We start from the raw sequence: 24,499 nt of genomic DNA, 5'->3' as shown, positions 1-24,499 counted from the left end.
GACCGGGGCGGCGTCGCGTTCCCCGGCTCGTCAGACCCCGGGAACGAGGCCGACCGCCTGACTCGGTGGAGTCAGACGGCCGACGGGTGCGTTGAGGTGCGGGCGGGGCTCAGACGGTGCGGGCCGTGCCCATCCACTCGTACCAGCCGCGGTGCAGGACGAGCCACGCGAGGAGGCCGTAGCCGGCCTGGCCCGGGTGGGAGCCGCCCGCGGCGGCGACGTCGGTGCCCCACTGCTCGTGGTTGCGCAGCGGCTCGAAGGTGTCGACGAAGGGCACGTTGCGGCGCGAGCAGACCTCGGCGACGGCGCGCGAGAGGGCGGCCGTGCCCTCGGGGTCGACGCCCGGGAAGGGCGGCGGGCCGACGACGAAGCAGGACCGGCGGTCGGAGATCGCCGTGTCGAGGATGTTCGCGATCGCGAGGCGCGAGCGGGCGTGCGAGACGCCGTTGACGACGTCGCCGACGCCCAGGCCCAGCACGAGGCGGTTCTGGCCGGTGGGGGTGGAGCGTCGGGCGACCTCCTCCTCCCAGCGGGCGGTGAGCTGGGTGGTGGTCTCACCGGGGACGGCGAGCTGCATCCACACGGCGTCGATCTCGCGCGGGGTGCGCGCCATGACGCGGCCCGTCCAGCCGAGCGCGCGCGGGTCGCCGTAGCCGGCGACGAGCTCGTCGCCCAGGAAGTGGATCCTCATCTCGTCCACGGGAGTCCTCCTGACTTGGAATGGTCCAGTGCGCACGCTACCAGCGTCCGACGACGGCGCCCGCGCCGCTGGGTGAGCGACGCGGGCGCCGGTGCGTGAGCGGTGCCTCAGCCGCGGTCGAAGGCCTTGGCGACGAGCTCGGCCTGCGTGCGCTTGTAGGCGCCCGCCGTGCCGACCGCCGGGGCCGCCGCGACGTGCCGCGAGGCCAGGCCGGGCCGCTTCCCGCCCGTGATCGAGTCCGGCAGGTTAAGGGCGAGGAAGGGCCATACGCCCTGGTTCTCCGGCTCGTCCTGCACCCACACGAGCTCCGCGCCCTCGAAGGGGGCGAGGGCCTCGGCGAGCTCCTCGACGGGCAGCGGGTAGAGCTGCTCGAGGCGGACGATCGCGACCGACTCGTCGCCGCGCTTGGCGCGCTCGGCGATGAGGTCGTAGTAGACACGGCCCGAGCACAGGAGCACGCGGGTCACCTTGCCGCCGTCGACGACCTTCTGCTCCGTCTCGCCGATGACCGGCTGGAAGGCGCCCTCGGTGAAGTCCTCGACCGAGGAGGTCGCCGCCTTGAGGCGCAGCAGCTGCTTCGGGGTGAAGACGATGAGCGGGCGGCGCGGACGGCGGAAGGCCTGCTCGCGCAGCACGTGGAAGTGGTTCGCCGGCGTCGACGGCATGACGACGCGCATGTTGTCCTGGCCGCACATCTGCAGGTAGCGCTCGATGCGGGCGGAGGAGTGGTCCGGGCCCTGGCCCTCCTGGCCGTGCGGCAGCAGGAGGACGAGGCCGGAGCGCTGCCCCCACTTCTGGGCGGCCGAGGTGACGTACTCGTCGATGACGCTCTGGGCGCCGTTGGCGAAGTCGCCGAACTGCGCCTCCCACAGGGTGAGGGCCTCCGGGCGCTCCACGGAGTAGCCGTACTCGAAGGCCATCGCCGCGTACTCGCTCAGGAGCGAGTCGTAGATCTCGAAGGGCGCCTGGTCAGGGGTGAGGAAGTCCAGCGGTGTCCACTCCGCGCCCGACTCGTGGTCGTGGAGGACCGCGTGGCGCTGGGCGAAGGTGGCGCGGCGGGTGTCCTCGCCCGCGAAGCGGACCGGCACGCCCTCCATGAGGAGGGAGCCCAGGGCGAGGAGCTCGCCGAAGCCCCAGTCGATGCCGCCCTCGCGCGAGGAGGCCTGGCGCTTCTCGAGCATCTTCGCGAGCTTGGGGTGGATGTGGAAGCCCTCGGGGTAGGCGACCTGGGAGTCGCCGATGCGCTCGACGATCTCCTTCGGGATCGCGCTCGTCCAGCCGATCATCATGCCGGCGCCGGCGGCCTGCGAGCTGGGAAGCTCGAGGCTGGAGCGCTGACGCCCGACGAGCGTCGGGTCGGACTCGGACTGGCCCTCCGCGGCCTCCTCGGCGAGGGAGGTCTCCTCGTCCTTGCCGGAGTGGGCCGCGCGCGTCTCGGTGAGGATCCGCTCGAGCTCGTCGTGGAAGGCGGTCTCGATCTCCTGGGCCTCCTCCTCGGTGATCTCCCCGCGGCCCACGAGCTGACCGAGGTAGACGGCGCGCGTGGAGGGCATCGAGTCGATGAGGCGATACATGACCGGCTGCGTCATCGAGGGGTCGTCGCCCTCGTTGTGACCGCGGCGGCGGTAGCAGATGAGGTCGATGATGACGTCCTTGTGGAAGGTCGCCCGGTACTCGTAGGCGCGCTTCGCGACGCGCGCCACGGTCTCGGGGTCGTCCGCGTTGACGTGGAAGATCGGGACCTGGAGGCCCTTGGCGAGGTCCGTCGCGTAGGTCGTCGAGCGGCCCGAGGCCGAGCCGGTCGTGAAGCCGATCTGGTTGTTGACGACGACGTGGACGGTGCCGCCCGTCCGGTAGCCGGGCAGCTGGGACATGTTGAGGGTCTCGTAGACGACGCCCTGGCCGGCGAAGGCCGCGTCGCCGTGGACGAGGACCGGCATGACCGTGTAGCCCTTCTCGCCCAGGCCGATGCGGTCCTGCTTGGCGCGGGCGATGCCCTCGACGACGCCGTCGACCGTCTCCAGGTGGGACGGGTTGGCGGCCAGGGAGACTCGGGTCTCGACGCCGTCGGTGCCGGTGAAGACGCCCTCCGTGCCCAGGTGGTACTTGACGTCGCCGGTGCCGGCGCCATCGATGACGCCGTTGCCGTCGAACTCGTCGAAGACCTGCGCGTAGGACTTGCCGGCGATGTTGGTGAGCACGTTGAGGCGGCCGCGGTGGGCCATGCCGATGACGACCTCGTCGAGTCCGTCGTGCGCGGCCTCGTCCAGGACGCGGTCGAGCAGGACGATGAGGGACTCGCCGCCCTCGAGGCTGAAGCGCTTCTGACCGATGTACTTCGTCTGCAGGAAGGTCTCGAAGGCCTCCGCCTGCTGCAGCTTGGTGAGGGTGCGGCGGCGCTCGGCGTCGGTCGTGGGGGACCAGGTGCCCTCGAGGCGCTCCTGCCACCACTCGCGCTGCGCCGGGTCCTGGATGTGCATGTACTCGACGCCCACCGTGCGGCAGTAGGCCTCGCGGAGGCGGTCGAGGATCTGGCGGAGCGTCGCGCGCTCGGTGCCGCCCAGGCCCCCGGTCGGGAAGGTGCGGTCCAGGTCCCACAGGCTCAGCCCGTAGGTCGTGATGTCCAGGTCGGGGTGACGGCGCAGGCGGTAGGTGAGCGGGTCCGTGTCCGCGGCGAGGTGGCCGCGCTGGCGGAAGGCGTGGATGAGCTCGGCGACGCGCGCCGGCTTGCCGGTCTCGAGCTCGGCGTCGTAGGTGGTGTCCCGGGCCCACGTGACGGGCTCGTGCGGGACCCGCAGCGACTCGAAGGCCCGCTCCCAGAAGCCGTCGAGGCCGAGGAGCTTGGTCTCGAGCAGGCGGAGGAACTCGCCCGACAGGGCGCCCTGGATGACGCGGTGGTCGTAGGTGGAGGTCAGGGTGATGGTCTTGCCGATGCCGTTGCGGGCGAGCGTCTCGTCGCTCGCGCCCGCGAAGGAGGCCGGGTAGGCCATGGAGCCGACCCCGATGATGGCGCCCTGGCCGGGCATGAGGCGCGGCACCGAGTGCAGGGTGCCGATCATGCCGGGGTTGGTCAGGGTGACGGTCGTGCCCATGAAGTCGGCGACCTCGAGCCTGCCGTCGCGAGCCTTCCTCACGAGGGCCTGGTTGGCCTCGACGAAGCCGGCGAGGTCGAGGAGGTCCGCCTGCTTGATGGAGGGCACCATGAGGCGGCGCTCGCCCTTCGAGGTGGGCACGTCGATGGCGAGGCCGAAGGCGACGTGGGCCGGCTCGTGGAGGACCGGCTTGCCCTTCTCGTCCGTCGTGTAGGAGACGTTCATGCCCGGCATCTCGGTGAGGGCCTCGACGACGGCCCAGCCGATGAGGTGGGTGAAGGAGACCTTGCCGCCGCGGGTGTGCGAGAGGTGGGAGTTGATGATCGCGCGGTTCTCGATCATGACCTTGGCGGGCACCGCGCGGGCGGAGGTCGCCGTCGGGATGGCGAGCGAGTCCTCCATGTTCTTCGCGGTGCGCGCCGGGGCGCCCTTCATCTTGGAGTCGACGTCGGCGGCGTCGGAGGCGCCGCGGCCCTCGGCGGCGAGGCGGGCGACGCGCTGGGCGTAGGGGGAGGTCGGCGGGGCGACGTCGGAGGTCGGTGCCGGCGGCAGGTCGGAGCGGGTGACGTCCTGGACCGCGGTGGCGGCCCGACGGCGGGGGCGGATGGCGGTGTCATCCTCGCCGGCGGGGGCGGACTCGGGGTGGGTGGCCCCCGCGGGGACGGCTCCGGGGGCGGGGACAGCCGTCGGCTCGGGGGCGGGGGCGGAGGAGGCGTCGCTGCCGCCCTCGTCCTTGCTCAGGCCCGCGGTGGGGTCCTTCTCGAAGAGCTCGCGCCACTGGGCGCTCACGGAGGAGGGGTCGGCCTCCCAGGCCTCGCGCATCTCCTCCACCATCCACTCGTTGGCTCCGAATGCTGCGGCTCCAGCCGCGGTGCTCTCATGCGTCGGCACGGCGCTTCTCTCCTCGTCGAATGGCGGTCGGCGCGACCTGCGGGCGGTGATCGCCGTCACGGGGCGCGCGTCGGCCGCAATCCTACGTTCGTGATCTGCGTCGCGACAGTGAAACGCGGGACCAAAGACACAGGTCTTGCGGACCCCCGGCGTGCCTCCGGGGCACGGACATCGCGACGTGCCCCTCGGGCCCGCCCGTCGGCCCGGGGCGCGGCCGCTCAGGGCGCCTCCGCGGCCGCGTGCGTCCGCCCCTCGCGCGTCCCGCCCTGGCACGGCGACCGCGAGCGCGGCACGACCCGGTGATAGCGTGCGAGCCACTATGCGACCGGCATCCAGCAGGGCCCGCGGACGCTCCGAGCGGCGTCCCGCCCGCCCGCACCACGCCCACAGCGAGTCCACCAGCGACCGCGACCGTCCCCACCCCGCCGCGGCCACGGCCCTCCCCCCAACCGCCTCCCGTGCGGCCGGGCACGAGCGGGTGAGTGACGCGTGAGCGACTGGCTCATGATCCTCGTCGGCGTGCTCCTCACGGCCGGCACCGCCGTCTTCGTCGCCGCCGAGTTCTCCCTCGTCGCCCTGGACCCCTCCACGGTCGAGACCCGCGCCGCCAACGGCGAGAAGCGCGCCGCCTCCGTCCGCGGCGCCCTCGGACGCCTGTCCACCCTGCTCTCCGGCGCCCAGGTCGGCATCACCCTGACCACGATCCTCCTCGGCTACACGATGCAGGACTCCCTCGCCGAGCTCCTCACGCAGGCCCTCGGCCACTGGGTGGCCGAGTCCCTCGCCGCCGGGATCTCCGTCGCCGTCGCCCTCGTCGTCGTCAACGCCTTCTCCATGGTCTTCGGCGAGCTCATCCCGAAGAACGTCACCCTTTCCGACCCCATGCGGGCCGCCGGGCTCGTCACCCCCTTCCTCTCAGCCTTCACCACCGTGCTCAAGCCCGTCATCGCGGTCCTCAACGGCTCGGCCAACGCCGTGCTCCACCGCCTGGGCATCGAGCCCGCCGAGGAGCTGAGCGGCACCCGCTCCGCCGGGGAGCTGGCCGCCCTCGTGCGCCACAGCGCCGAGGAGGGCACCCTCGACGTCTCCACGGCCACCCTGCTCACCCGCTCCATCGGCGTCGGCAGCCTCACCGCCGTCGACGTCATGACCGACCGCGGCCGTCTCCACGCCCTCGCCGAGGACGACACGGCCGACGTCGTCGTCAGCCTCGCCCGCGAGACCGGCCACTCCCGCTTCCCCGTCTTCGGCGACGACGTCGACGACGTCCTCGGCGTCGTCCACCTGCGCCGCGCCATCGCCGTGCCCTTCGAGAAGCGGAGCCAGGTGCCCGTCACCTCCTCCTCGCTCATGACGGAGGCGCCGCGCGTCCCCGAGACCATGCCCCTGGCCTCCCTGCTCGTCGAGCTCCGGGCCGCCGGCAGCCAGATGGCGATCGTCGTCGACGAGTACGGCGGCACCACCGGCGTCGTCACCCTCGAGGACGCCGTCGAGGAGATCGTCGGGGACGTCGCCGACGAGCACGACCGCCGCCGCGCCGGCGCCCACCTCGAGCCCACCGGCGACTGGGTCGCGCCCGGCTGGATGCGCCCCGACGAGCTCGCCACCCGCGCCGGCATCCACGTGCCCGACGACGGCCCCTACGAGACCCTCGCCGGCCTCGTCATGACCGAGCTCGGCCGCATCCCGCAGATCGGCGACCGCGTCGCCGCCGGGGACGCCGAGCTCCTCGTCGAGGCCATGGAGGGGCGCCGCGTCACCCGCCTGCGCGTCATCCCGGCCTCCGACGACAAGCAGGGTGACGCCGCGGCGGAGCGCTCGGGCCGAGCGCCCCGCCGCGGCGCGGGGGAGGAGCGCCGATGAGCACGCCCCTCGCCCTCGTCATCGCCGTCCTGCTCCTCGTCGGCAACGGCTTCTTCACCGGCGCCGAGTTCGCCATCACCTCCGCGCGCCGCGCCCAGCTCGAGCCCCTCGCCGGGGCCGGCGACCGCCGCGCCGCCACCGCCCTGTGGGCCCTCGAGCACGTCTCCCTCATGCTGGCCACCTGCCAGCTCGGCGTCACCCTGTGCTCCACGGGCCTCGGCATCGTCGCGGAGCCCGCCCTCGCCCACGTCCTCGAGGACCCGCTCGCCCGCGCCGGCATCGATGGTGCTGGCGTCCACGCCGTCGCCATCGTGCTCGCGCTCGTCATCGTCGTCTTCCTCCACGTCGTCGCCGGCGAGATGGTCCCGAAGAACCTCTCCATCGCCTCCCCGGAGCGGGCCGCACGGATCCTGGCCCCGGCCATCGTCGGCGTCTCCCACGTCTTCGGGCCCGTCGTCACCGGCCTCAACGAGTTCGCCAACTGGACCGTGAGGATCATGGGCCTGGAGCCCAAGGACGAGCTCGCCGCGACCTTCAACGCCGAGGAGGTCGCCTCGATCGTCGAGCGCTCCACCTCCGAGGGCGTCCTCGACGACGACACCGGCCTGCTCTCGGGCGCGCTGGAGTTCTCCGAGGAGACCGCGGGCAGCGTCATGGTGCCGCTGCAGGAGCTCGTCGTCCTCGAGGAGGGCTGCACGCCCGAGGACGTCGAGCGGGCCGTCGCCTCGACGGGCTTCTCCCGCTTCCCCCTGGTCGCGCCGCACGAGACCGTGCCCGTGGTCCCCGCCCTGGGCGAGGGCGGCCGGGCTGCGGCCGACGCCGTGGAGGTCGCCCCCGCGCAGGCGGGCCGGGGCCCGGAGGCGGCCGAGGACGAGGGACGGGCCGAGGCGCCCGGCGCCGTCGGCCGCACCGTCACCGGCTACCTCCACCTCAAGGACGTCCTCTACGCCGACGCCGAGCGGGACGTCGCGGTGCGCACGAGTCCCGTCCCCGCCCGGCGCTCGCGGGCCCTCGTGCCCGTCCACGAGGCCGACGAGGTCGAGGACGTGCTCGTCGCCATGCAGCGCACAGGAGCCCACCTGGGCCGCGTCGAGGACTCCGACGGCCGGATGGTCGGCGTCGTCTTCCTCGAGGACATCCTCGAGGAGCTCGTGGGCGAGGTGAACGACGCGATGCAGCGCGAGGAGTACCAGCGTCGCGACCGCGACTGACCGGGGCCGGTCGGGATCGCCCATCGTCGGCCGCGACTGGTGCCGGCCGGCCCAGGGCCGACCCCGACCGGCGGCGGCCGGGCTCCCCAGGTGCCGGCCGTGGTCCGCCCGTCCCCAGCCCCTCGCGCTGTGACGCCGATCCTGGCGGGGACGGTCGCGAAGTCGTTATCGTTCGGGGGCGTTCGGTCGGCGCACCGTCACCCATCGTCGGGAGACCGTGCCGCGTCCCACCCCAGGCGCCCGACGCAGCGACGACACCGGGGGAGGAGGACGACCCCGTGAGCGAGCAGAGCCCCGTGCCCGAGCGGCCGATGACCCGCCGCGAGCGGCGCGACGCCGAGCGCGCGGCCGAACGAGCGGCCGCCCTCGCCGCCGCCGAGCAGTGCCCGGCCGAGTCCACCGCCCCCGCCGAGCAGCGCGCCTCCGATGACGCCGTCGTCGCCGTGCCCGAGGAGCCCTCCGCGCCGGTCGTGCCCGACGCCCCCGCCTCCGTCCAGGCCGCGGTCGCCGAGCGCGCCGCCGCCGGTGGCGGGCCCACCGGGAGCGCCGACCCCGCCGAGCCGCAGTCGGCCCCCGGAGGCATCGACTCCCTCCTCGGCGCCCGCAATGCGCTCGGCGTCGGCGCGCGCCTCGCCGTCCTCGTCGTCCTCGCCGTCGTCACCATCGTCGCGCCGCTCAGCACCACCGTCTCCGCGCTGCCCGGCGGCGGCCGCGCCGACCTGGCCTCCGCCACCTCGAGCGCCGCCGCGACGGCGAGCTCCGCCCCCAGCGCCCTGCCCTCCTCGGTCGCCGCCGCCGTTCTCGGCTCCGACGCCGACGTCGACGACGCCGGGACCGACGACTCCCTCTCCAACGTTCCCGACGCCGCCACGCTCGCGCGCATCCGCGAGGCCTACGCCAACGCCTCGCAGACCTGCGCCGCCCAGTCCTCGGGGGCCTCCGGCGACACTGCCGCCTTCTCCGGCAAGCCCGAGGTCCTCATGCCCATGGTCGCGGGCACCTACACGATCTCCTCGCCCTACGGCTACCGCATCCACCCCACCCTCGGCGTCCTCAAGCTCCACGCGGGGCAGGACTTCTCCGCCGCCGTCGGAACCCCGATCCACGCCGCGGCCGCCGGCACCGTCGTCGAGGCCGGCATGGTGGACGGCACCGGGACCGTCACCATCGAGCACACGATCGACGGCAAGACCTGGTACACGTCCTACCTCCACATGTTCGAGGACGGCATCTACGTCAAGAAGGGCGACAAGGTCGAGGCCGGCCAGCTCATCGCCGGCGTCGGCTCCACCGGCCGCTCGACGGGTCCGCACCTCCACTTCGAGGTGCGCACCAAGAACGACGCCGCCGACGAGTCGACGGTCGACCCGGCGCAGTGGCTCACCGACCAGCACGCCGCCGAGCTCTCCACCGACTGCTCCTGAGACCGTGGCGCCTCCCCGGCTCCGGGGAGGGAGGTCCGAGCCGACCGGGAAGCCGGGCGCGCCCGTGCCGCGGACGCTACGGTGGAGGCGCACGCCCGACGTCGACGAGGAGGGTCAGAGGAGGACCATGAGCCGCACCGACAACCCCGCCACGAGGCCGCTGGGGCGCCACGGCTCCCGGCCCGTGCGCACCTGCCAGGTCATCGCTCACCGCGGAGGCGCCGCCGAGGCGCCCGAGAACACCTGGGCCGCCATCGAGCACACCGCCGGGCTCGGACTCGCCTGGATGGAGACCGACCTGCGCGTCACCTCCGACCGCGTCGTCGTCCTCTCCCACGACCCAGGCCTGTCCCGCACCGCCGGCGAGGACGTCCTCATCCGGGACCTCAGCTGGGACGAGCTCCAGGAGCGCGACGCCGGCGACGGCCGCCCCTACGTGCGCCTCGACGACGCCCTCCACGCCTTCCCCGAGCTCGGCCTCAACGTCGACCTCAAGGAGGCGGCCGTCGTCCAGCCCGCGCTGCAGGCCGTCCGGGCCGCAGGCGCCCTGGAGAGGATCCGGTTCGCCTCCTTCTCCGCACGGCGCCTCGCCGTCCTCCGACGTCAGGAGCCCCGCGCGACGACCTCCGTCGGGCTGGTCGACGTCGCCGGCCTCCTGCTGCTCGCCGAGGCGGCCGTGCCCCTGCCGCACACCCGCTGGGGCTGGACCAACGGGCACGCCGACGCGATCCAGGTGCCCGTGAGCTGGCACGGCGTCCCCGTCGTCACCCGAAGGCTCGTCGCCGAGGCCCACGCGGCCGGCATCGAGGTGCACGTGTGGACCGTCGACGACCCGGAGGAGATGCGCCGGCTCGAGGCGATGCACGTCGACGCCGTCATCACCGACGTGCCGACGACGGCGCTCGAGGTCCTCCACCAGGCCTGACCCGGGCGGGGCGCGGGCGCGCGGCCGGCGACCCGCCGTGAGCACGACGAAGGCCCGGAACCGTCTCGGTTCCGGGCCCTCGTGCTGGTGCCCCGGACAGGATTCGAACCTGCGACCTTCTGCTCCGGAGGCAGACGCTCTATCCACTGAGCTACCGGGGCCCGGAGCGCGACTCTACCAGCGCGCCGCCGCGGCGCGAAAACGACGCCGGGAGGCGACCGGCACATGGCCCGTCCGCTGCGCCCGCGCTCAGCCCCGACCGGTCAGCGTCAGCCAGAGGAGCGCCAGGTTGAGCGCGATGATGAGGGCCGCGACCACGCGGGACACCACTCGCAGCACGACGCCGTCGCGCCACGGCCCCATGACCTGCGCCGAGGAGGTGACCCGGATGAGGGGGACGAGCGCGAAGGGGATCCCGAAGGAGAGGACCACCTGGCTCACGACGAGCGCCCGGGTCGGCTCCGCCCCGGCCGCCAGCACGAGGAGCGCCGGGAGCAGCGTGATCAGCCGCTGGACGAGGATCGGGACCCGCACCCGCAGGAGGCCGCTCAGGATCTCAGCGCCCGCGTAGGCGCCCACCGACGTCGACGCCAGCCCCGAGGCGAGCAGCCCGACGGCGAAGATGACGCCGACCGCGGGACCGAGCGACGCGCTGATCGCGGTGTGGGCGCCCTCGATCGTGTCCGTCCCCGCCGCCCCCGACAGGGCGGAGGCGGCCAGCAGGAGGAGGGCGATGTTGACGACCCCGGCGAGCCCCAGGGCCCAGACGACGTCGACCCGCGTGCCGCGCAGGCGCTTGCCGGTGCGCTCCGCCTCCGCCGAACCCGGGGCTGCGGGGGAGCGGCCGGCGCCGGCCGCGGAGCCGGAGGCCCGGGTGGCGCCGTCGTGGTCGCGGACGAGGGAGGAGTGCAGGTAGATCGCGTGCGGCATGACCGTCGCGCCGAGCATCGAGGCCGCCACGAGCAGCGCGCCCGAGCCCTCGAGCCGCGGGCGCAGCCCGCCCACCACCGCGCCCCAGTCCGGCGGGGCGACGACGAGGCCGCCGACGAAGCCGACGGTGATGACCACGAGCAGGGCGACGACGACCCCCTCGAAGAGCCGCTGCCCCCGGTGCTCCTGGAGGAGGAGCAGGGCGATCGAGACGGCACCGATGACGAGCCCGCCGGCGAGCAGCGGCAGTCCGAGCAGCAGCCGGAGAGCGACCGCGCCGCCGACCACCTCGGCGAGGTCGGTCGCGACGGCGACGAGCTCGGCCTGGGCGAGGAAGGCGAGCCGGGAGCGCCGTCCCATCCGGTCGCGCAGCACCTCGGGTAGGGAGCGCCCGGTCACCACCCCGAGCTTGGCGCTCTGGTACTGGACGACCATCGCCATGAGGTTCGCGGCCACGAGGACCCAGGTGAGGGTGTAGCCGTAGCGCGCCCCGGCGGTGATGTTGGCCGCGACGTTGCCGGGGTCGACGTAGGCGACGGCGGCCACGAAGGCCGGACCGAGCAGGGTGAGGAGACGGCGGCGCCTGGCGCGCCGGCTCAGTGGCGGAGCGGGCTCGGTGGCGGTTCCGCCGCCGGGAGCCGGCGCGGGCGCGGGGGCGGGGCGCGCTGCGAGGCGGCCTGCGGCAGTGGGGACGGTGCCGGGCACGGTGCTCCTTCCTTCCCGGTCGGTGCGGGCGGGTGGTCCATCAGAGTTTCGGTCACCCGAAACTCTAGTGCGACCCGGCGGCGGACGGCCATCGGATGGTGAGAGCCCCGGGTCCCAGCGCTCCGCTACCCTGAGCGCGTGACCCCCGAAGAGCTCGCAGAAGCGATCCGCACCGTCCTCGTCGCCGCCGCCGGCGACGGCAGCCTCAACCTCCCCGTCGAGGAGGTGCCGCTGCCCAAGGTCGAGCGACCTCGCAACCGCGACCACGGCGACTGGGCCACCAACGTTGCCATGCAGCTCGCCAAGAAGGCCGGCACCAACCCCCGCGCCCTCGGTGAGCTCCTCGCCGAGCGCCTCGGCGCCGTCGACGGCATCGACTCCGTCGAGGTCGCCGGCCCCGGCTTCCTCAACGTCCGCCTCTCCGCCGGCGCCGCCGGCGAGCTCGCCCGCACCATCCTCGAGGCCGGCGACTCCTACGGCACCAACGACTCCCTCGTGGGGAGCCGCGTCAACCTCGAGTACGTCTCCGCCAACCCCACCGGCCCGGTCCACCTCGGCGGCGCCCGCTGGGCCGCCGTCGGCGACTCCCTCGCCCGGATCCTGTCCGCCTGCGGCGCCGCGGTCACCCGCGAGTACTACTTCAACGACCACGGCACCCAGATCGACCGCTTCGCCCGCTCCCTCCTCGCGGCCGCCCGTCACCAGGAGACCCCCGAGGACGGCTATGGCGGCGCCTACATCGGCGAGATCGCGCAGACCGTCACCGACGACGAGCTCGCCGCCGGCCGCCCCGACCCCGCCACCCTCCCCGACGCCGAGGCCACCGAGGTCTTCCGCGCCCGCGGCGTCGACCTCATGTTCGACTCCATCAAGCGCGAGCTCCACGAGTTCCACTCCGACTTCGACGTCTTCTTCCACGAGGACTCCCTCCACGAGTCCGGCGCCGTCGCCGCCGCCATCGACCGCCTGCGCGAGCGCGGCATGATCATGGAGAAGGACGGCGCCACCTGGCTGCGCACCACCGACTTCGGCGACGACAAGGACCGCGTCCTCATCAAGTCCGACGGCGACGCCGCCTACTTCGCCGCCGACGTGGCCTACTACCTCGACAAGCGCCAGCGCGGCGCCGACTGCGCCATCTACCTCCTGGGCGCGGACCACCACGGCTACATCGGCCGCATGATGGCCATGTGCGCTGCCTTCGGCGACGAGCCCGGCGTCAACATGCAGATCCTCATCGGCCAGCTCGTCAACCTCGTCAAGGACGGCCAGCCCGTGCGCATGTCCAAGCGCGCCGGCACGATCGTCACCCTCGAGGACCTCGTCGAGGCCGTCGGCGTGGACGCCGCCCGCTACGCGCTCACGCGCTCCTCGATGGACTCGATGATCGACATCGACCTCGACCTGCTCGCCTCCGCGAGCAACGACAACCCCGTCTACTACGTCAAGTACGCCCACGCGCGCACCCGGAACGTGGCCCGCAACGCCGCCGAGCACGGCGTCGAGCGCGAGGGCTCCATCGCCTTCGACCCGGCCGCCCTCGACGACCCGGCCGACTCCGCGCTCCTCGGCGTCCTCGCCCAGTACCCGGCGCTCGTCGCCCAGGCCGCCCAGATGCGCGAGCAGCACCGCGTCGCCCGCTACCTCGAGCAGCTCGCCAGCGCCTACCACACCTGGTACGCCGCCACCCGCGTCACCCCGCGCGGCGACGACCCGGTCAACGCCGGGCACGTCGCCCGCCTCTGGCTCAACGACGCCGTCAGCCAGGTCCTCGCCAACGGCCTGGGCCTCCTCGGCGTCTCCGCCCCGGAGCGCATGTGAGCCCCGCCGTCCCCGTCGGCGAGGCGCCGCTCGGCTCCCTCGTCGCCCCCGAGCCCGACGAGCGCCCCGACCTGTGGCCCTCGACCCTGCGACGGGGCGCCGACGGCGCCCTCGTCGTCGGCGGCCGCAGCCTGACGGAGGTCCTCGCCGACGCGCCCACGCCGGTCCTCGTCCTCGACGAGGACGACCTGCGCGGGCGCGCCGCCACGTGGGCCTCGGCCATGTTCGAGGAGTTCTGGCCCGACTACGGCATGGCCGGCGGCGACGCCTACTACGCAGGCAAGGCCTTCCTCACCACCCGCGTCGCCCGCGACGTCCTGGCCGAGGGCATGGGCATCGACACCGCCAGTCGTGTCGAGCTCGCCGTCGGCCTGCGCGCCCTCGAGCAGCTGAGCCGCGGCGAGGCGACCGGGGACGTGGCCGACGAGCAGGGCCTCGACCCCGCCCACGCGACCCGCCTCGGCCTGCACGGCAACGGCAAGACCGAGGACGAGATCGCCGCCGCCCTCGCCCACCGCGTCGGCCACCTCGTCCTCGACTCCGCCGACGAGGTCGACCTCGCCGCCTCCGCCGTGCGGAGCCTGCGCGAGACCGGCGAGTACGCACCCGACGAGACCGGCAGCGTCATGGTCCGCCTCACCACCGGCATCCACGCCGGCGGCCACGAGTACATCGCCACCGCCCACGAGGACCAGAAGTTCGGGATCTCCGTGGCCAGCGGCGCCGCTCTCGCGGTCTGCCGCGCCGTCGTCGACGCCCCCGAGCTCGCTCTCCACGGCCTCCACTCCCACATCGGCTCGCAGATCACGGACCTCGCCGGCTTCCGCGAGGCCGTCGGCGTCGTCCTGCGCCTGCGCCACGAGGTCGCTCAGGCCACCGGGTGGACCTGCCCCGAGATCGACCTCGGCGGCGGCTACGGCATCGCCTACACCGGGTCCGACCCGGTCCCGCCCTCGCCCCAGCACGTCGCCCGCACCCTCGCCGACGCCGTCCGAGCCGTGTGCGCCGAGCTCGGCGACGCCGTCCCGCACGTCTCCATCGAGCCCGGCCGCAACGTCGTCGGCCCCACCACCATCACGCTCTACACGGTGACCGGCCTCAAGAGGGTCGACCTGGGCGACGGCGCGAGACGCCTCTACGTGAGCGTCGACGGCGGCATGAGCGACAACATCCGCCCCGCCCTCTACGACGCCGCCTACACCGCCCTCGTCGCCAACCGCCGCCCGGCCCCCGGGACGGCGCCGGTCCGCGCCCGCGTCGTCGGCAAGCACTGCGAGAGCGGCGACGTCGTCGTCCGCGACGTCGACCTGCCCGCCGACCTCGCCGTCGGCGACGTCCTCGCCGTCCCGGCGACCGGCGCCTACGGGCGCTCCATGGCGAGCAACTACAACCTCTTCACCCGCCCCGGCGTCGCCTGGGTCTCCGGAGGGGAGCAGGGCTGGCTCATCCGCCCCGAGACCCTCGAGGACATCCTGCGCCTCGAGGGTGAGTGACCCGCCGACCGGGCTCGGTGCCGAGGAGCCGGTCCGGGGCGCTCAGTCCTGGGCGCCCCCGAGCCGCCACCGGTCGACCGAGCTCTGGTCGTCCCAGAAGGTCCGGTAGGTGCCACCGGCCGCGTAGAGCTCGTCGTGCGTGCCCACGGCCTCGACGGAGCCGTCGACGAGGACGGCGATCCTGTCCGCCCGGCGGATCGTGGACAGGCGGTGCGCGATGACGAGCACCGTGCGCCCTCGGCCCAGCTCCTCCATCGCCCGGGTGACGCCTGACTCGCTGACGCCGTCGAGGGCGCTCGTGACCTCGTCCAGCAGCAGGACGGGAGAGTCCTTGAGGAAGGCTCGGGCGATGGCGACCCGCTGGCGCTCGCCGCCGGAGAGGGAGCAGCCGCCCTCGCCGACGCGGGTGGCCCACCTGTCGGGCAGGCGCTCGACGACCTCGCTGAGGCCCGCGCGGTCGGCGGCGGCGCGCACCTCCTCGTCCGTCGCCCCGGCACGGCCGATCCGCACGTTCTCCTCGATCGTGGTGTCGAAGAGGTAGACGTCCTGGAAGACCATGGAGACCTGAGCCATCAGGTCTGCCGTGCGCAGGTCGCGCACGTCCGCGCCGCCCAGGTGGACTGCTCCCGCCCTCACGTCCCAGAAGCGGGCCACGAGCCGGGTCACGGTGGACTTCCCGGACCCCGACGGGCCCACGAGCGCGGTGACGGACCCTGCCGGGAACGTCAGCGACACGTCGTGCAGCACGTCGCGCCCGTCGACGTAGCCGAAGTCGACGTGGTCGAGCTCGACGTCGACGCCGCCCCCGGGCGCGGTGCGGAGCGCGGCGGACCGCTCCGGCTCGGGCAGCGCCGGGGCGTCCATGATCGCCTCGATGCGCTCCAGGGCGACGTCGGACTGGTGGAGCGGGTCGACGTAGTAGGCGAGCATCCCGATGGGCTCGGCGAAGCGCACGGCCATGAGCGCGAGGGCCGTGAAGGCGGCCGGGTCGAGCGTGCCCCCGAGGAGCAGTCGGAGCGCCACCGCCAGCGAGACGATCACCCCCGCCTCCACGGCGGCGTGGAAGCCCTGACCGGCGGGCCCCTGGGCGTGGCGGGCGCGGCGTCCGGCGGCGCTGTCCTCCCCGAGGGCGGCCTCGAGGGGCTCCCAGGTGGTGGCCCCGCCGTCGGGGAGCGCCCGTCCCCGGACCGCACCCGTCGCCCGCAGCACGTCCTGGAGCCGGCTGAACTCCAGCAGCCTCGCGCCGAGCTCGGTGGCGGCGTCCTGGGAGGCGGCGTACTCGCCTCGTACCGCACGCCGGAGCCACCGCAGGCACAGCCAGGACGGGGCCAGGGCGAGCAGGAGGGCCGCGCCGACTCGCCACTCCAGCACGAGCGAGGCGACGCCGATGGCCGATGCGGAGCCACTCATCGAGGCGATCTGAGGGATCGCGATGGAAGGCAGGTGGGAGAGGTTGCTCGTGTCGCGGGACACGGCCGTGGCCACCCGGGCGCTCGTCGAGGAGGTGAACCAGCCCAGGGGCAGTTGCTGGACCCGGTGCCCCAGTGACCGTACGAGGCTGCCGCACACGTCGTAGCAGGCCACCGCGTAGGAGCGCACGGAGGCTACGGCTGACACGGCCAGGCCGAGCAGGGCGGTCGCGATGACGGCCACGAGCCACCTGTCGTACGGCTCACCGGTGAGGAACCTGCGCAGGAAGGGGACCAGGAGCGCGAGGGACGTTCCCTGGAGGGCGCCGCCGAGGACGTGGGCGACGACGAGGGGAACGAGGTTGCTGCTGCCTCCCAGGCAGTGCTGAAGACGGCGGATCACTGCTGCGCCCTCCACATCTTGTCGTAGGTGCCGCCCTGGGCGAGCAGCTCGGTGTGCGTCCCGCGCTCGACGACGCGGCCCTGGTTCATGACGATGATCTGGTCCGCGTCCACCACTGTCGTGAGCCGATGGGCGATGACGAGCACCGTGCGGCCCTCGGACAGACGGGCGAGCGCCTGCTGGATCTCGCGCTCCGAGTGCGCGTCGGTCTGAGCGGTCGCCTCGTCCATGAGCAGGACCGGGGCGTCGGCGAGGAAGAGCCGTGCGAGGGCGACCCGCTGGAGCTCGCCGCCGGACAGGTGCGCGCCCTCGGCGCCCAGGACCGTGTCGTAGCCCTGCGGCAGCGCCTCGATCCGCTCGTGGACCAGTGCGGCGCGTGCGGCGGCCTCGACCTCGGCGTCGGTGGCGTCGGGTCGCCCTAGGTGTTCTGTCCACGGAGGTTAGGTGCTGGGGCTGGACAAGGGGGAAGGCCTCCGGGTGAGGTGTGAAGCGACCAAGCATCCACTCCCCAACCAATGAAGGCCTTCATGACCCACGCTAACGCTTCTTTGACCCCAACGGGTCGGCTGCGCCTGGCCCGACTCATCGTCGAGAAGGGATGGCCCCCGGCCAGGGCCGCCGAACGCATGGGCTGCTCACCCACCACCGCCCGACGCTGGGCCACCCGCTACCGCACCGGCGGCACCACCGCCATGACCGACCGCTCCAGCCGCCCCCACCACAGCCCGACCCAGACCCCCAGGAGGACCGAGCGACGCGTCATCGCCCTGAGAGTCACCCGCCGGTGGGGGCCAGCACGCATCGCCTACCACCTGGGCATGCACCCCTCAACGGTCCACAAGATCCTGTCCCGCTACCACTGCGTGCCCCTGTCCTACACCGACCCCACCACCGGGGCGCCCCTGAGAGCCCACCGCAGCCGGCCCAGACGCTACGAGCACCCCTTGCCCGGGGACCTGGTCCACGTCGACGTCAAGAAGCTCGGACGCATCCCACCCGGCGGAGGACACCGCTTCACCGGCCGCGCCCAGGGCGTGCGCAACAGGAAGGGCCTCAAGCACGGCTACTGGTTCATCCACAACGCCGTCGACGACCACACCCGCCTGGCCTACTGCGAGCTGCTCGAGGACGAGCGCAAGGAGACCGCGGCCGCGTTCTGGGCGCGCGCCAACGACTACTTCCAGTCGGCCGGGATCACCGTCAAGCGGGTGCTGACCGACAACGGCAACTGCTACCGCTCAGCGGTCTTCAACGACGCGCTGGGAGACATCAAGCACTCACGCACACGCCCCTACCGGCCCCAGACCAACGGCAAGGTCGAGCGCTTCAACCGCACCCTGGTCCAGGAGTGGGCCTACGCGCGCCCCTACGCCAGCGAGGACGAACGAGCCGCCGCCTTCCCCCAGTGGCTCCACACCTACAATCACCACCGCCCACACACCGCCCTCAAAGGACACTCACCCGCCGACCTCGCACCTAACCTCCGTGGACAGAACACCTAGCGCGATGTTCGCGCGGACGGTGTCGGTGATGACCCCTCCGTCCTGGAGCACGAGTCCCAGGTGGGAGAGGAGGTCGGCGCTGGTGGCGTCGCGGACGTCCGTTCCTCCCACCCGGACGGCGCCCGACTCGACGTCCCAGAAGCGGGCGATGAGCCGCACGAGCGTGCTCTTGCCGGAGCCGGAGGGGCCGACGACGGCCGTGACCGTGCCCGGCTCCAGGACGAGGCTCACGTCGTCGACGGCGAGGGGAAGGGGAGTGGTCCCGGTGCGTGCGCCGTAGCGGAAGGAGACGTGGTCGAGCTCGACGCCCACCCCGCCCCGGGCGTCCTCGTGCACGGGGACGGGGTGGGGTGGGCTCTGCCAGGACGGGCTCGCTGAGGAGCTCGCCCAGGCGACCGGCGGACTCCGCCCCGAGGGTCAGGAGGTTGACGAGCGGGACCAGGTTGAGCAGACCGCTGGGGATCCCGACGCCCACGAGCAGGAAGGGCAGGAGGTCCACGGGTCTGATGACGCCCAGCCCGGTCAGCCACGCCCCCGCCAGGAGGACGGGCAGGAGCATCCCCGCTGGTGAGACGAGCGTGCTCAGCAGCGCCATCGGGCGGCCCGGGCCCTTCATGTACCTGTAGGCGGCGTCCGTGTACTGGTCGAGGGCGTCGTCGAAGCGGCGGAAGGCGGACCCGGACATGCCGAAGGCCTTGACGGTCGCGATGCCGTCCACCATCTCGACGGTGGACGCTCCGACCTTCTTGACCCCGTCGAGGTAGTCCTCGTTGACGGTGCCCTGGGCGACGGACATGGCGGTCGCGCAGCCGATGATGATGAGGGCCATCCACAGGAGGAGCACGGTGGCGAGCTGCCAGGAGCAGGTGAAGAGGTAGGCGAATCCGAGGATGAGCCCGCCGAGCGTGGTCCCGAGGTCCGTGCCGAGGTGCGCGACCAGGGAGTGGATCGCCGTCGTGTCCTCGGTGATGAGGACCTTTGTGCGTCCTGAGGACTCGTTCGTGTGCCACCCCAGGGGAAGGTGCGAGAGGTGCCGGACGATCCGACGCCGTAACCCGGTCCTGAAGACGTCCTCGACGTCATGGGCCCAGCTCGTCGACCAGATGCCGATGAGGTGCCCGAGCGTGAGACCGATGGCGACGGCGAGCAGCCAGGGCCAGGCGCTGCGGGGCGTGAGGTCGCCGGTGACGGCGAGCTCTGCCAGGTGCGCGACGGCGACGGGCGGCAGGAGGGAGAAGGCTGAGGCCGCGACGCCCCCGACCACCGTCAGGCAGATCGCGCCGGTGACAGGGGCCAGGACGTCGCGCAGGCCTGACGCGGACGTCGAGTGGGCCGGCGGCCGGTCCGGGGCGGTCGCCGGCCCCTGGACGTCGTCGACGGTGGTGGTCGGGACCGAGGGCATGGGGTTCTCCTTGGGACGGGCCCGGTCAGGGGCGGGACGATGGGGGTCAGAGGTTGCGGAGGGCGACTCCGTGCCGGCTGAGGCCGGTGGCGAGGACCGCTGCGAGGGCCCAGCCCGCCAGGACGACGACGGTGTCGCGCGGTCTCCACGTCGCTCGTGTCCGCTCGGTCCGGTCCGGGTAGGCGCCGAAGCCGCGGGCGTCCATCGACGTGGCGACGCGCTCGGCGTGGCGCACGGCCCCGGCGGTGAGGGTCGGCGCCGCGGTCCAGGCCCTCACGAGAGGTCGGAGGGCGGGCAGCGGTGCGCGGGTGCCCCGGAGCGCGTGCGCCTCCCGGACCACGCGGTACTCGGTGGCGAGCCGGACGCGGAAGCCCACCGCGGCGACTCCCGCGTAGGCGAGCCGGTAGGGGACGTGCAGGTGCGTCACGAGGGCGCGCAGGAGGTCCTCGGGGCGGGCCAGCAGCCCCGTGAGGGTGCACAGGGAGAGGAAGGCGCCCAGCTTGGTGCCGAGCCGCAGCCCGGCGAGCGCCTGGAGGTGCTGGATCTCGAGGCTGCCCACGCTGAGGACGACGGGTGAGGCTCCGACCCGCTCCACGGGGGCGCTCGCTGAGAGCGAGGCCCCCACGACGCACGAGACCGCCGCGATGGTGAGCGCGATGACCGGGCCGCGGCGGGGGTCCGCCAGGACCAGCAGGGCGAGGGCGGTGATCAGCACGAGGGCGGGCGTCTCGTGGCCCGGGGACAGCGCCACGACGACGAGGACGGGCAGGACGGCGGTGAAGGGGGACAGCGGGTCGAGCGCTCCTGCTCCGCGACGGGGCGTCATGAGAGGTCCTCCCACCGGGTCAGGTCGGGCAGCACGGCGCCCTGGGCGACGGCGCGGGCGCGCATCCGTGTCAGGGGCGGGGCGCTCAGGCCGGCGTCCGTGAGGACCGCGAGGTCGGTGAGGACGTCCCGGGGGCGGCCCTGCACCAGGACCGAGCCGTGGGCCAGGACGGCGACGAGGTCGGCGTGCTCGGCGACGAGCTCCATGTCGTGGGTGGACAGGACGATGGCGGTGCCTCTGGCGGCGACCTCGTGGATCAGCTCCATGAGGGCCTCGCAGCTGCGCCGGTCCTGGCCGAAGGTCGGCTCGTCCAGGCAGATGACCTCCCGGTGGCGCCCCAGCACCGAGGCCACCGACAGACGCCGCTGCTGCCCTCCTGACAGCAGGAAGGGACTGGTGCCCGAGTGCCGCTCCAGCGCGAAGCGGCTCAGACGGGCTGAGACCGAGCGCTCGATCTCGTCCTCGGTCCCTCCGGCCAGGCGCAGCCCGTGCGCGAGCTCGTCGTGGACGGTGCGCTCGAGGAACTGGTGCTCCGGGTTCTGGGGCACGAGGGTGAGCTCCGGCCCGGTCACCCCGGGGCGCCTCGGCCGGCCCGAGACCCGGACGGATCCGGCCGTCCAGCGCTCGAGCCCGGCCAGCGCCCGCAGGAGCGTGGTCTTGCCCGAGCCGTTCGCGCCGACGAGGGCCAGCACCTGTCCGGCGGGTACCTCGAGGTCGACCCCGGTCAGGACCGGGCGACGTCGACGGCGCCCGCCTCGCGGGACGTGCAGGCCGTTGACCTCCAACGCCGGCCGGGTGAGCGCTCCGGTGGCAGCGGCGGCGCGACCGGTGGGGGCTCCGACGCGGTCGGCGCCCCTGGGTGCTGGGAGGGGCGTTGCGGACAGGAGCTCCGCGCCCTCCGCGAGGGTGAGGGGGACGGGACGCGTGCCGAGAGGCGTCTGACCGGCGTCCTCCAGGAGGTGGGCGAGTCGCGTGGCCGAGGGGAGGCGGACGCCCGCGCGGGCGAGCTCCCTGCCGTGCTCTCCGAGGACCTCTCGCGTCGGTCCCGAGGCGAGGACGTCGCCGTCGGCTCCCAGGGCGATGACGCGGTCCACGTGCTCGACGACGTCGTCGAGATCGTGCTCGACGACGAGGACGGCCGCGCCGGTGGCACGTACCTCCGGGAGGAGCCCGTAGAAGGCCGCGGTCGACGCCGGATCGAGGTTCGCGGTCGGCTCGTCGAGGACGAGGAGCGCCGGCCCCTGGGCGAGCGCGCAGGCGAGGACGAGGCGCTGGCGCTGCCCTCCCGAGAGCTCCCAGGGGCTGCGGTCGGGAGCCCAGTCGAGCCCGACAGCGCGCAGGGCCCGTCGGGCCCTCGCCTCCGTCTCGGCGGCGGGCACCCGGAGGTTCTCCAGCGCGTAGCAGACCTCGTCCATCACCCGGGTGGTGACCACCTGGGCGTCCGGGTCCTGCATGACGACGGCGACGCTGCCCGCCAGGTGCGCCACCTCGGCGTCGGCGACCTCCTCGCCCTCGACCTGGACCGAGCCCCGGTAGACGGAGGGGATGCAGTGGGGGACGAGGCCCGGGAGGAGGCGGGTGACGGTGGACTTCCCGCACCCGGAGGGGCCCGTGAGGAGCGTTGTCGTGCCGGCGAGGAGGTCGAGGGTGATCCCCTGGGTGACCCAGCCGCCGCCGGCCTCGTACCGCACGGCCGCCTCCCTCATGGCGGCCACCGGGCGCGGTGGTGCCGGGCGGCGGTCGTCGGGGGCCTGAGCGGTGACGGGGCGAATGCTCATCGCGCGACGCCGAGCCCTGAGCGGGCGAGCGTGCGCCTCATCAGGAGGCACGCGCCCACGGCGACCCAGCAGGACAGCACGGCCAGGACGATTCCGAGGACCGTCTCCCCGGGGGTCATGGCCACCTGGTAGGCGGTGGCGTACAGGGCCGCGTTGAGCCCGCCGAACACGATGCCGGAGGCCATGAATACCGGCCAGGTCCAGTGCCGGTAGAGCGTGAGCGCGACGGGGACTCCGACGAAGGCGGCCCCGATGAGGCTGCCGAGGATGGCGGCCGGGCCCTGCGGCGTGAGGAAGGCGAGGACGATCCCCATGATGAGACCGGCGACCGCGAAGGCCCCGGGCTTGTTGATGATGACGCCCGGCAGGAGGTAGGGCACCATCCAGGCGCCCATGAGGGCGCACATGACGAGGATGCCGTGCGGGCTGGTGGCCACGACGGCGGTCAGGTAGGTGAGGGGGACGACGATCACCGAGCCGACGACCGCCAGGGCCGCGACGGTCATGAGGTTGCGCGTGCCGAGGACTGAGTCGCGCAGTCCGCTACGGGAGGACTGGTGGACGATCGGGGTCGTCGGTGCCTGCTGTGATGGTGTGGTCATGATTCAACTCGTATTCGTATAAGAGAAAGAGTTCATGATGATGAAGGTAAGGCAAGCCTAAGATAAGAACAGTTCTCAGTAATGTCAACCGGGGTGCGCGGCAGGCGCTGGGCGGAGGCGCCCTATGCTGGGGCTCGTGCGTCGGGCGCTCGTCCGGCGCGGCAGGACGCCCCGTCGGGGCCAAGCGCGCGAAGGTGACCAGATGAGCCCGCAGAACTCCGTGACAGCCCGCCCGGCCCTCAAAGTCGGCGTCCTCGGCGCTGGCACCGTCGGCACCCAGGTCATCCGCCTCCTCCTCGAGCAGTCCGAGGAGTTCACCGCCCGCTCCGGCGCCCGCCTGGCGATCACCGGCGTCGCCGTGCGCAACGTGGCCGCACCCCGCGACGAGTCCGTCCCGCGCGAGCTCCTCACCGACGACGCCACCGCCGTCGCCACGTCCAACGACCTCGTCATCGAGCTCATCGGCGGCATCGAGCCCGCCCGCACCCTCATCCTCGCCGCTTTCAAGGCCGGCGCCAGCGTCATCACCGGCAACAAGGCCCTCATCGCCGCCCACGGCCCCGAGCTCTACGCCGCAGCGGCCGCCGCCGACGTCGACTTCTACTACGAGGCCGCCGTCGCCGGCGCCATCCCCGTCGTCTACGCGCTGCGCGAGTCCATGGCCGGCGACCGCGTCACCAGCGTCCTCGGCATCGTCAACGGCACGACCAACTACATCCTCGACGAGATGAGCACGAAGGGCCTGTCCTTCGACGAGGCCCTCGCCACCGCCCAGGAGCTCGGCTACGCCGAGGCCGATCCCACCGCCGACGTCGACGGGCTCGACGCCGCCGCCAAGTGCGCCATCATCGCCTCGCTCGCCTTCCACACCCGGGTCGGCCTCGACGACGTCACCGTCGAGGGGATCCGCTCCATCACGGCCGAGGACATCCGCGAGGCCCACGCCTCGGGCTGCGAGATCAAGGTCCTCGCCATCGCCCAGCGCCGCGAGGACGACCACGCCCGCGGCATCTCCGTGCGCGTCCACCCCGCACTCGTCCCGGCGCACCACCCGCTCGCCTCCGTGCACGGTGCCTTCAACGCCGTCCTCATCGAGGCCGAGTCCGCCGGCCGCCTCATGTTCTACGGCCAGGGCGCCGGCGGCGCCCCCACCGCCTCCGCCGTCCTCTCCGACGTCGTCGCCGCCGCCGCGCACCGCGTCAACGGCGGTCAGGCGCCCCGCGAGTCCTCCTACGCGGACCTGCCCGTCCTCGGCCCCGAGTCGGCGATCACCCGCTACCAGGTTCAGCTGCGCGTCGACGACCAGCCCGGCTCGCTCGCCACCGTGGCCGGCGTCTTCGCCGAGAACGGCGTCTCCATCGACTCCGTGCGCCAGTCCGCGTACGTGGGCGCCGCGGAGGCGACCGTCACGATCGTCACCCACCCGGCGAGCGTCTTCCACCTCGACACCGCCGTCGACGCCCTGCGCGGCGAGGACCGCGTCCTGGACGTCCTGTCCATCCAGAAGGTCGAGGGGGAGTGA

16 protein-coding genes, 1 tRNA gene and 2 pseudogenes are annotated in these 24,499 nt (G+C 73.5%); 8 read left to right on the top strand and 11 right to left on the bottom strand.

Annotation, left to right across the window (positions count from 1 at the left end; translation table 11 throughout):
* Positions 1–109: 109 nt before the first annotated feature.
* Together AXF14_RS01195 and AXF14_RS01190 are read right to left on the bottom strand one after the other, a co-directional pair.
* The gene (locus tag AXF14_RS01195) at positions 110–691 is read right to left on the bottom strand and encodes a GDSL-type esterase/lipase family protein (protein WP_228524435.1); all 582 of its coding nucleotides are present in this window, start codon (positions 689–691) and stop codon (positions 110–112) included.
* Between the two features lie 116 nt (positions 692–807).
* Complete coding sequence (locus AXF14_RS01190; protein ID WP_417862733.1) at positions 808–4,626, bottom strand: multifunctional oxoglutarate decarboxylase/oxoglutarate dehydrogenase thiamine pyrophosphate-binding subunit/dihydrolipoyllysine-residue succinyltransferase subunit; 3,819 nt, start codon at positions 4,624–4,626, stop codon at positions 808–810.
* A 546-nt stretch (positions 4,627–5,172) separates the two neighbouring features.
* On the opposite strand from AXF14_RS01190, the gene AXF14_RS01185 reads away from it, so the two are divergent.
* The 4 genes from AXF14_RS01185 (at position 5,173) to AXF14_RS01170 (ending at position 10,106) form a co-directional block, all read left to right on the top strand.
* On the top strand, positions 5,173–6,546 hold the full coding sequence (locus tag AXF14_RS01185; protein ID WP_211260111.1) for a hemolysin family protein: 1,374 nt from the start codon (positions 5,173–5,175) through the stop codon (positions 6,544–6,546).
* A complete protein-coding gene (locus AXF14_RS01180) occupies positions 6,543–7,757 on the top strand; it encodes a hemolysin family protein (RefSeq protein ID WP_067939333.1) in 1,215 nt (404 codons plus the stop codon). Before AXF14_RS01185 ends, AXF14_RS01180 begins: the two co-directional genes overlap by 4 nt.
* A gap of 278 nt (positions 7,758–8,035) precedes the next feature.
* Positions 8,036–9,181: a M23 family metallopeptidase gene (locus AXF14_RS01175; protein ID WP_067939330.1), complete on the top strand. Its 1,146-nt coding sequence runs from the start codon at positions 8,036–8,038 to the stop codon at positions 9,179–9,181.
* A 127-nt stretch (positions 9,182–9,308) separates the two neighbouring features.
* Entirely contained in the window at positions 9,309–10,106 is a 798-nt protein-coding gene (locus AXF14_RS01170) for a glycerophosphodiester phosphodiesterase family protein (protein WP_084355254.1), read from the top strand.
* 85 nt (positions 10,107–10,191) lie between these two features.
* On the opposite strand, the gene AXF14_RS01165 is transcribed toward AXF14_RS01170, so the two are convergent.
* Positions 10,192–10,267, bottom strand: a tRNA-Arg gene (locus AXF14_RS01165).
* A gap of 88 nt (positions 10,268–10,355) precedes the next feature.
* Positions 10,356–11,636, bottom strand: a complete 1,281-nt coding sequence (locus tag AXF14_RS01160) for an Nramp family divalent metal transporter (protein ID WP_067943869.1) — start codon at positions 11,634–11,636, stop codon at positions 10,356–10,358.
* 243 nt (positions 11,637–11,879) lie between these two features.
* Here AXF14_RS01160 and argS point away from each other — a divergent pair, with 243 nt between their 5' ends.
* Positions 11,880–13,562: an arginine--tRNA ligase gene (argS, locus tag AXF14_RS01155; protein WP_067939326.1), complete on the top strand. Its 1,683-nt coding sequence runs from the start codon at positions 11,880–11,882 to the stop codon at positions 13,560–13,562.
* Positions 13,559–15,055: a diaminopimelate decarboxylase gene (lysA, locus tag AXF14_RS01150; protein WP_067939323.1), complete on the top strand. Its 1,497-nt coding sequence runs from the start codon at positions 13,559–13,561 to the stop codon at positions 15,053–15,055. The genes argS and lysA overlap by 4 nt, the downstream gene beginning before the upstream one ends.
* Before the next feature lie 42 nt (positions 15,056–15,097).
* Here the strand turns inward: lysA and AXF14_RS01145 are convergent, their stop codons facing one another.
* Positions 15,098–16,867, bottom strand: a complete 1,770-nt coding sequence (locus AXF14_RS01145) for an ABC transporter ATP-binding protein (RefSeq protein ID WP_067939320.1) — start codon at positions 16,865–16,867, stop codon at positions 15,098–15,100.
* A 2-nt stretch (positions 16,868–16,869) separates the two neighbouring features.
* A pseudogene (locus AXF14_RS12975) lies at positions 16,870–17,289 on the bottom strand (ATP-binding cassette domain-containing protein); the annotation flags it as partial.
* Between the two features lie 105 nt (positions 17,290–17,394).
* On the opposite strand from AXF14_RS12975, the gene AXF14_RS01130 reads away from it, so the two are divergent.
* Positions 17,395–18,369, top strand: coding sequence for an IS481 family transposase (locus tag AXF14_RS01130; RefSeq protein ID WP_067943867.1), 975 nt, complete (start codon positions 17,395–17,397; stop codon positions 18,367–18,369).
* Here AXF14_RS01130 and AXF14_RS13820 read toward each other — a convergent pair.
* From AXF14_RS13820 to AXF14_RS01110, 5 genes and pseudogenes are all read right to left on the bottom strand, one after another.
* On the bottom strand, positions 18,325–18,600 hold the full coding sequence (locus AXF14_RS13820) for an ATP-binding cassette domain-containing protein (protein ID WP_236755795.1): 276 nt from the start codon (positions 18,598–18,600) through the stop codon (positions 18,325–18,327). The two genes, AXF14_RS01130 and AXF14_RS13820, sit on opposite strands and share 45 nt — an antisense overlap.
* A gap of 397 nt (positions 18,601–18,997) precedes the next feature.
* Positions 18,998–19,771, bottom strand: a pseudogene (locus AXF14_RS14250) (ABC transporter transmembrane domain-containing protein); the annotation flags it as partial.
* Between the two features lie 46 nt (positions 19,772–19,817).
* On the bottom strand, positions 19,818–20,597 hold the full coding sequence (locus AXF14_RS01120) for an energy-coupling factor transporter transmembrane component T (RefSeq protein ID WP_067939308.1): 780 nt from the start codon (positions 20,595–20,597) through the stop codon (positions 19,818–19,820).
* Positions 20,594–22,375, bottom strand: coding sequence for an ABC transporter ATP-binding protein (locus tag AXF14_RS01115; protein ID WP_067939305.1), 1,782 nt, complete (start codon positions 22,373–22,375; stop codon positions 20,594–20,596). The genes AXF14_RS01120 and AXF14_RS01115 overlap by 4 nt, the downstream gene beginning before the upstream one ends.
* A complete protein-coding gene (locus AXF14_RS01110) occupies positions 22,372–22,977 on the bottom strand; it encodes an ECF transporter S component (RefSeq protein WP_067939302.1) in 606 nt (201 codons plus the stop codon). Before AXF14_RS01110 ends, AXF14_RS01115 begins: the two co-directional genes overlap by 4 nt.
* Before the next feature lie 202 nt (positions 22,978–23,179).
* On the opposite strand from AXF14_RS01110, the gene AXF14_RS01105 reads away from it, so the two are divergent.
* Entirely contained in the window at positions 23,180–24,499 is a 1,320-nt protein-coding gene (locus AXF14_RS01105) for a homoserine dehydrogenase (RefSeq protein ID WP_067939299.1), read from the top strand.

Origin of the sequence: Actinomyces radicidentis, from assembly GCF_001553565.1 — a bacterium.
Taxonomy (GTDB): Bacteria; Actinomycetota; Actinomycetes; order Actinomycetales; family Actinomycetaceae; genus Actinomyces; species Actinomyces radicidentis.
Note: the sequence above shows the minus strand (reverse complement) of the source record. Positions and strands in the feature narration are given on the sequence as shown.

What these genes read in the sequence shown, in the direction of transcription:
- AXF14_RS01195 (WP_228524435.1), bottom strand. Translation starts at nt 691, where the DNA reads ATGAGGATCCACTTCCTGGGCGACGAGCTCGTCGCCGGCTACGGCGAC.
- AXF14_RS01190 (WP_417862733.1), bottom strand. Translation starts at nt 4,626, where the DNA reads ATGGTGGAGGAGATGCGCGAGGCCTGGGAGGCCGACCCCTCCTCCGTG.
- AXF14_RS01180 (WP_067939333.1), top strand. Translation starts at nt 6,543, where the DNA reads ATGAGCACGCCCCTCGCCCTCGTCATCGCCGTCCTGCTCCTCGTCGGC.
- AXF14_RS01170 (WP_084355254.1), top strand. Translation starts at nt 9,309, where the DNA reads ATGAGCCGCACCGACAACCCCGCCACGAGGCCGCTGGGGCGCCACGGC.
- AXF14_RS01130 (WP_067943867.1), top strand. Translation starts at nt 17,395, where the DNA reads ATGACCCACGCTAACGCTTCTTTGACCCCAACGGGTCGGCTGCGCCTG.
- AXF14_RS01120 (WP_067939308.1), bottom strand. Translation starts at nt 20,597, where the DNA reads ATGACGCCCCGTCGCGGAGCAGGAGCGCTCGACCCGCTGTCCCCCTTC.
- AXF14_RS01115 (WP_067939305.1), bottom strand. Translation starts at nt 22,375, where the DNA reads ATGAGCATTCGCCCCGTCACCGCTCAGGCCCCCGACGACCGCCGCCCG.
- AXF14_RS01110 (WP_067939302.1), bottom strand. Translation starts at nt 22,977, where the DNA reads ATGACCACACCATCACAGCAGGCACCGACGACCCCGATCGTCCACCAG.
- AXF14_RS01105 (WP_067939299.1), top strand. Translation starts at nt 23,180, where the DNA reads ATGAGCCCGCAGAACTCCGTGACAGCCCGCCCGGCCCTCAAAGTCGGC.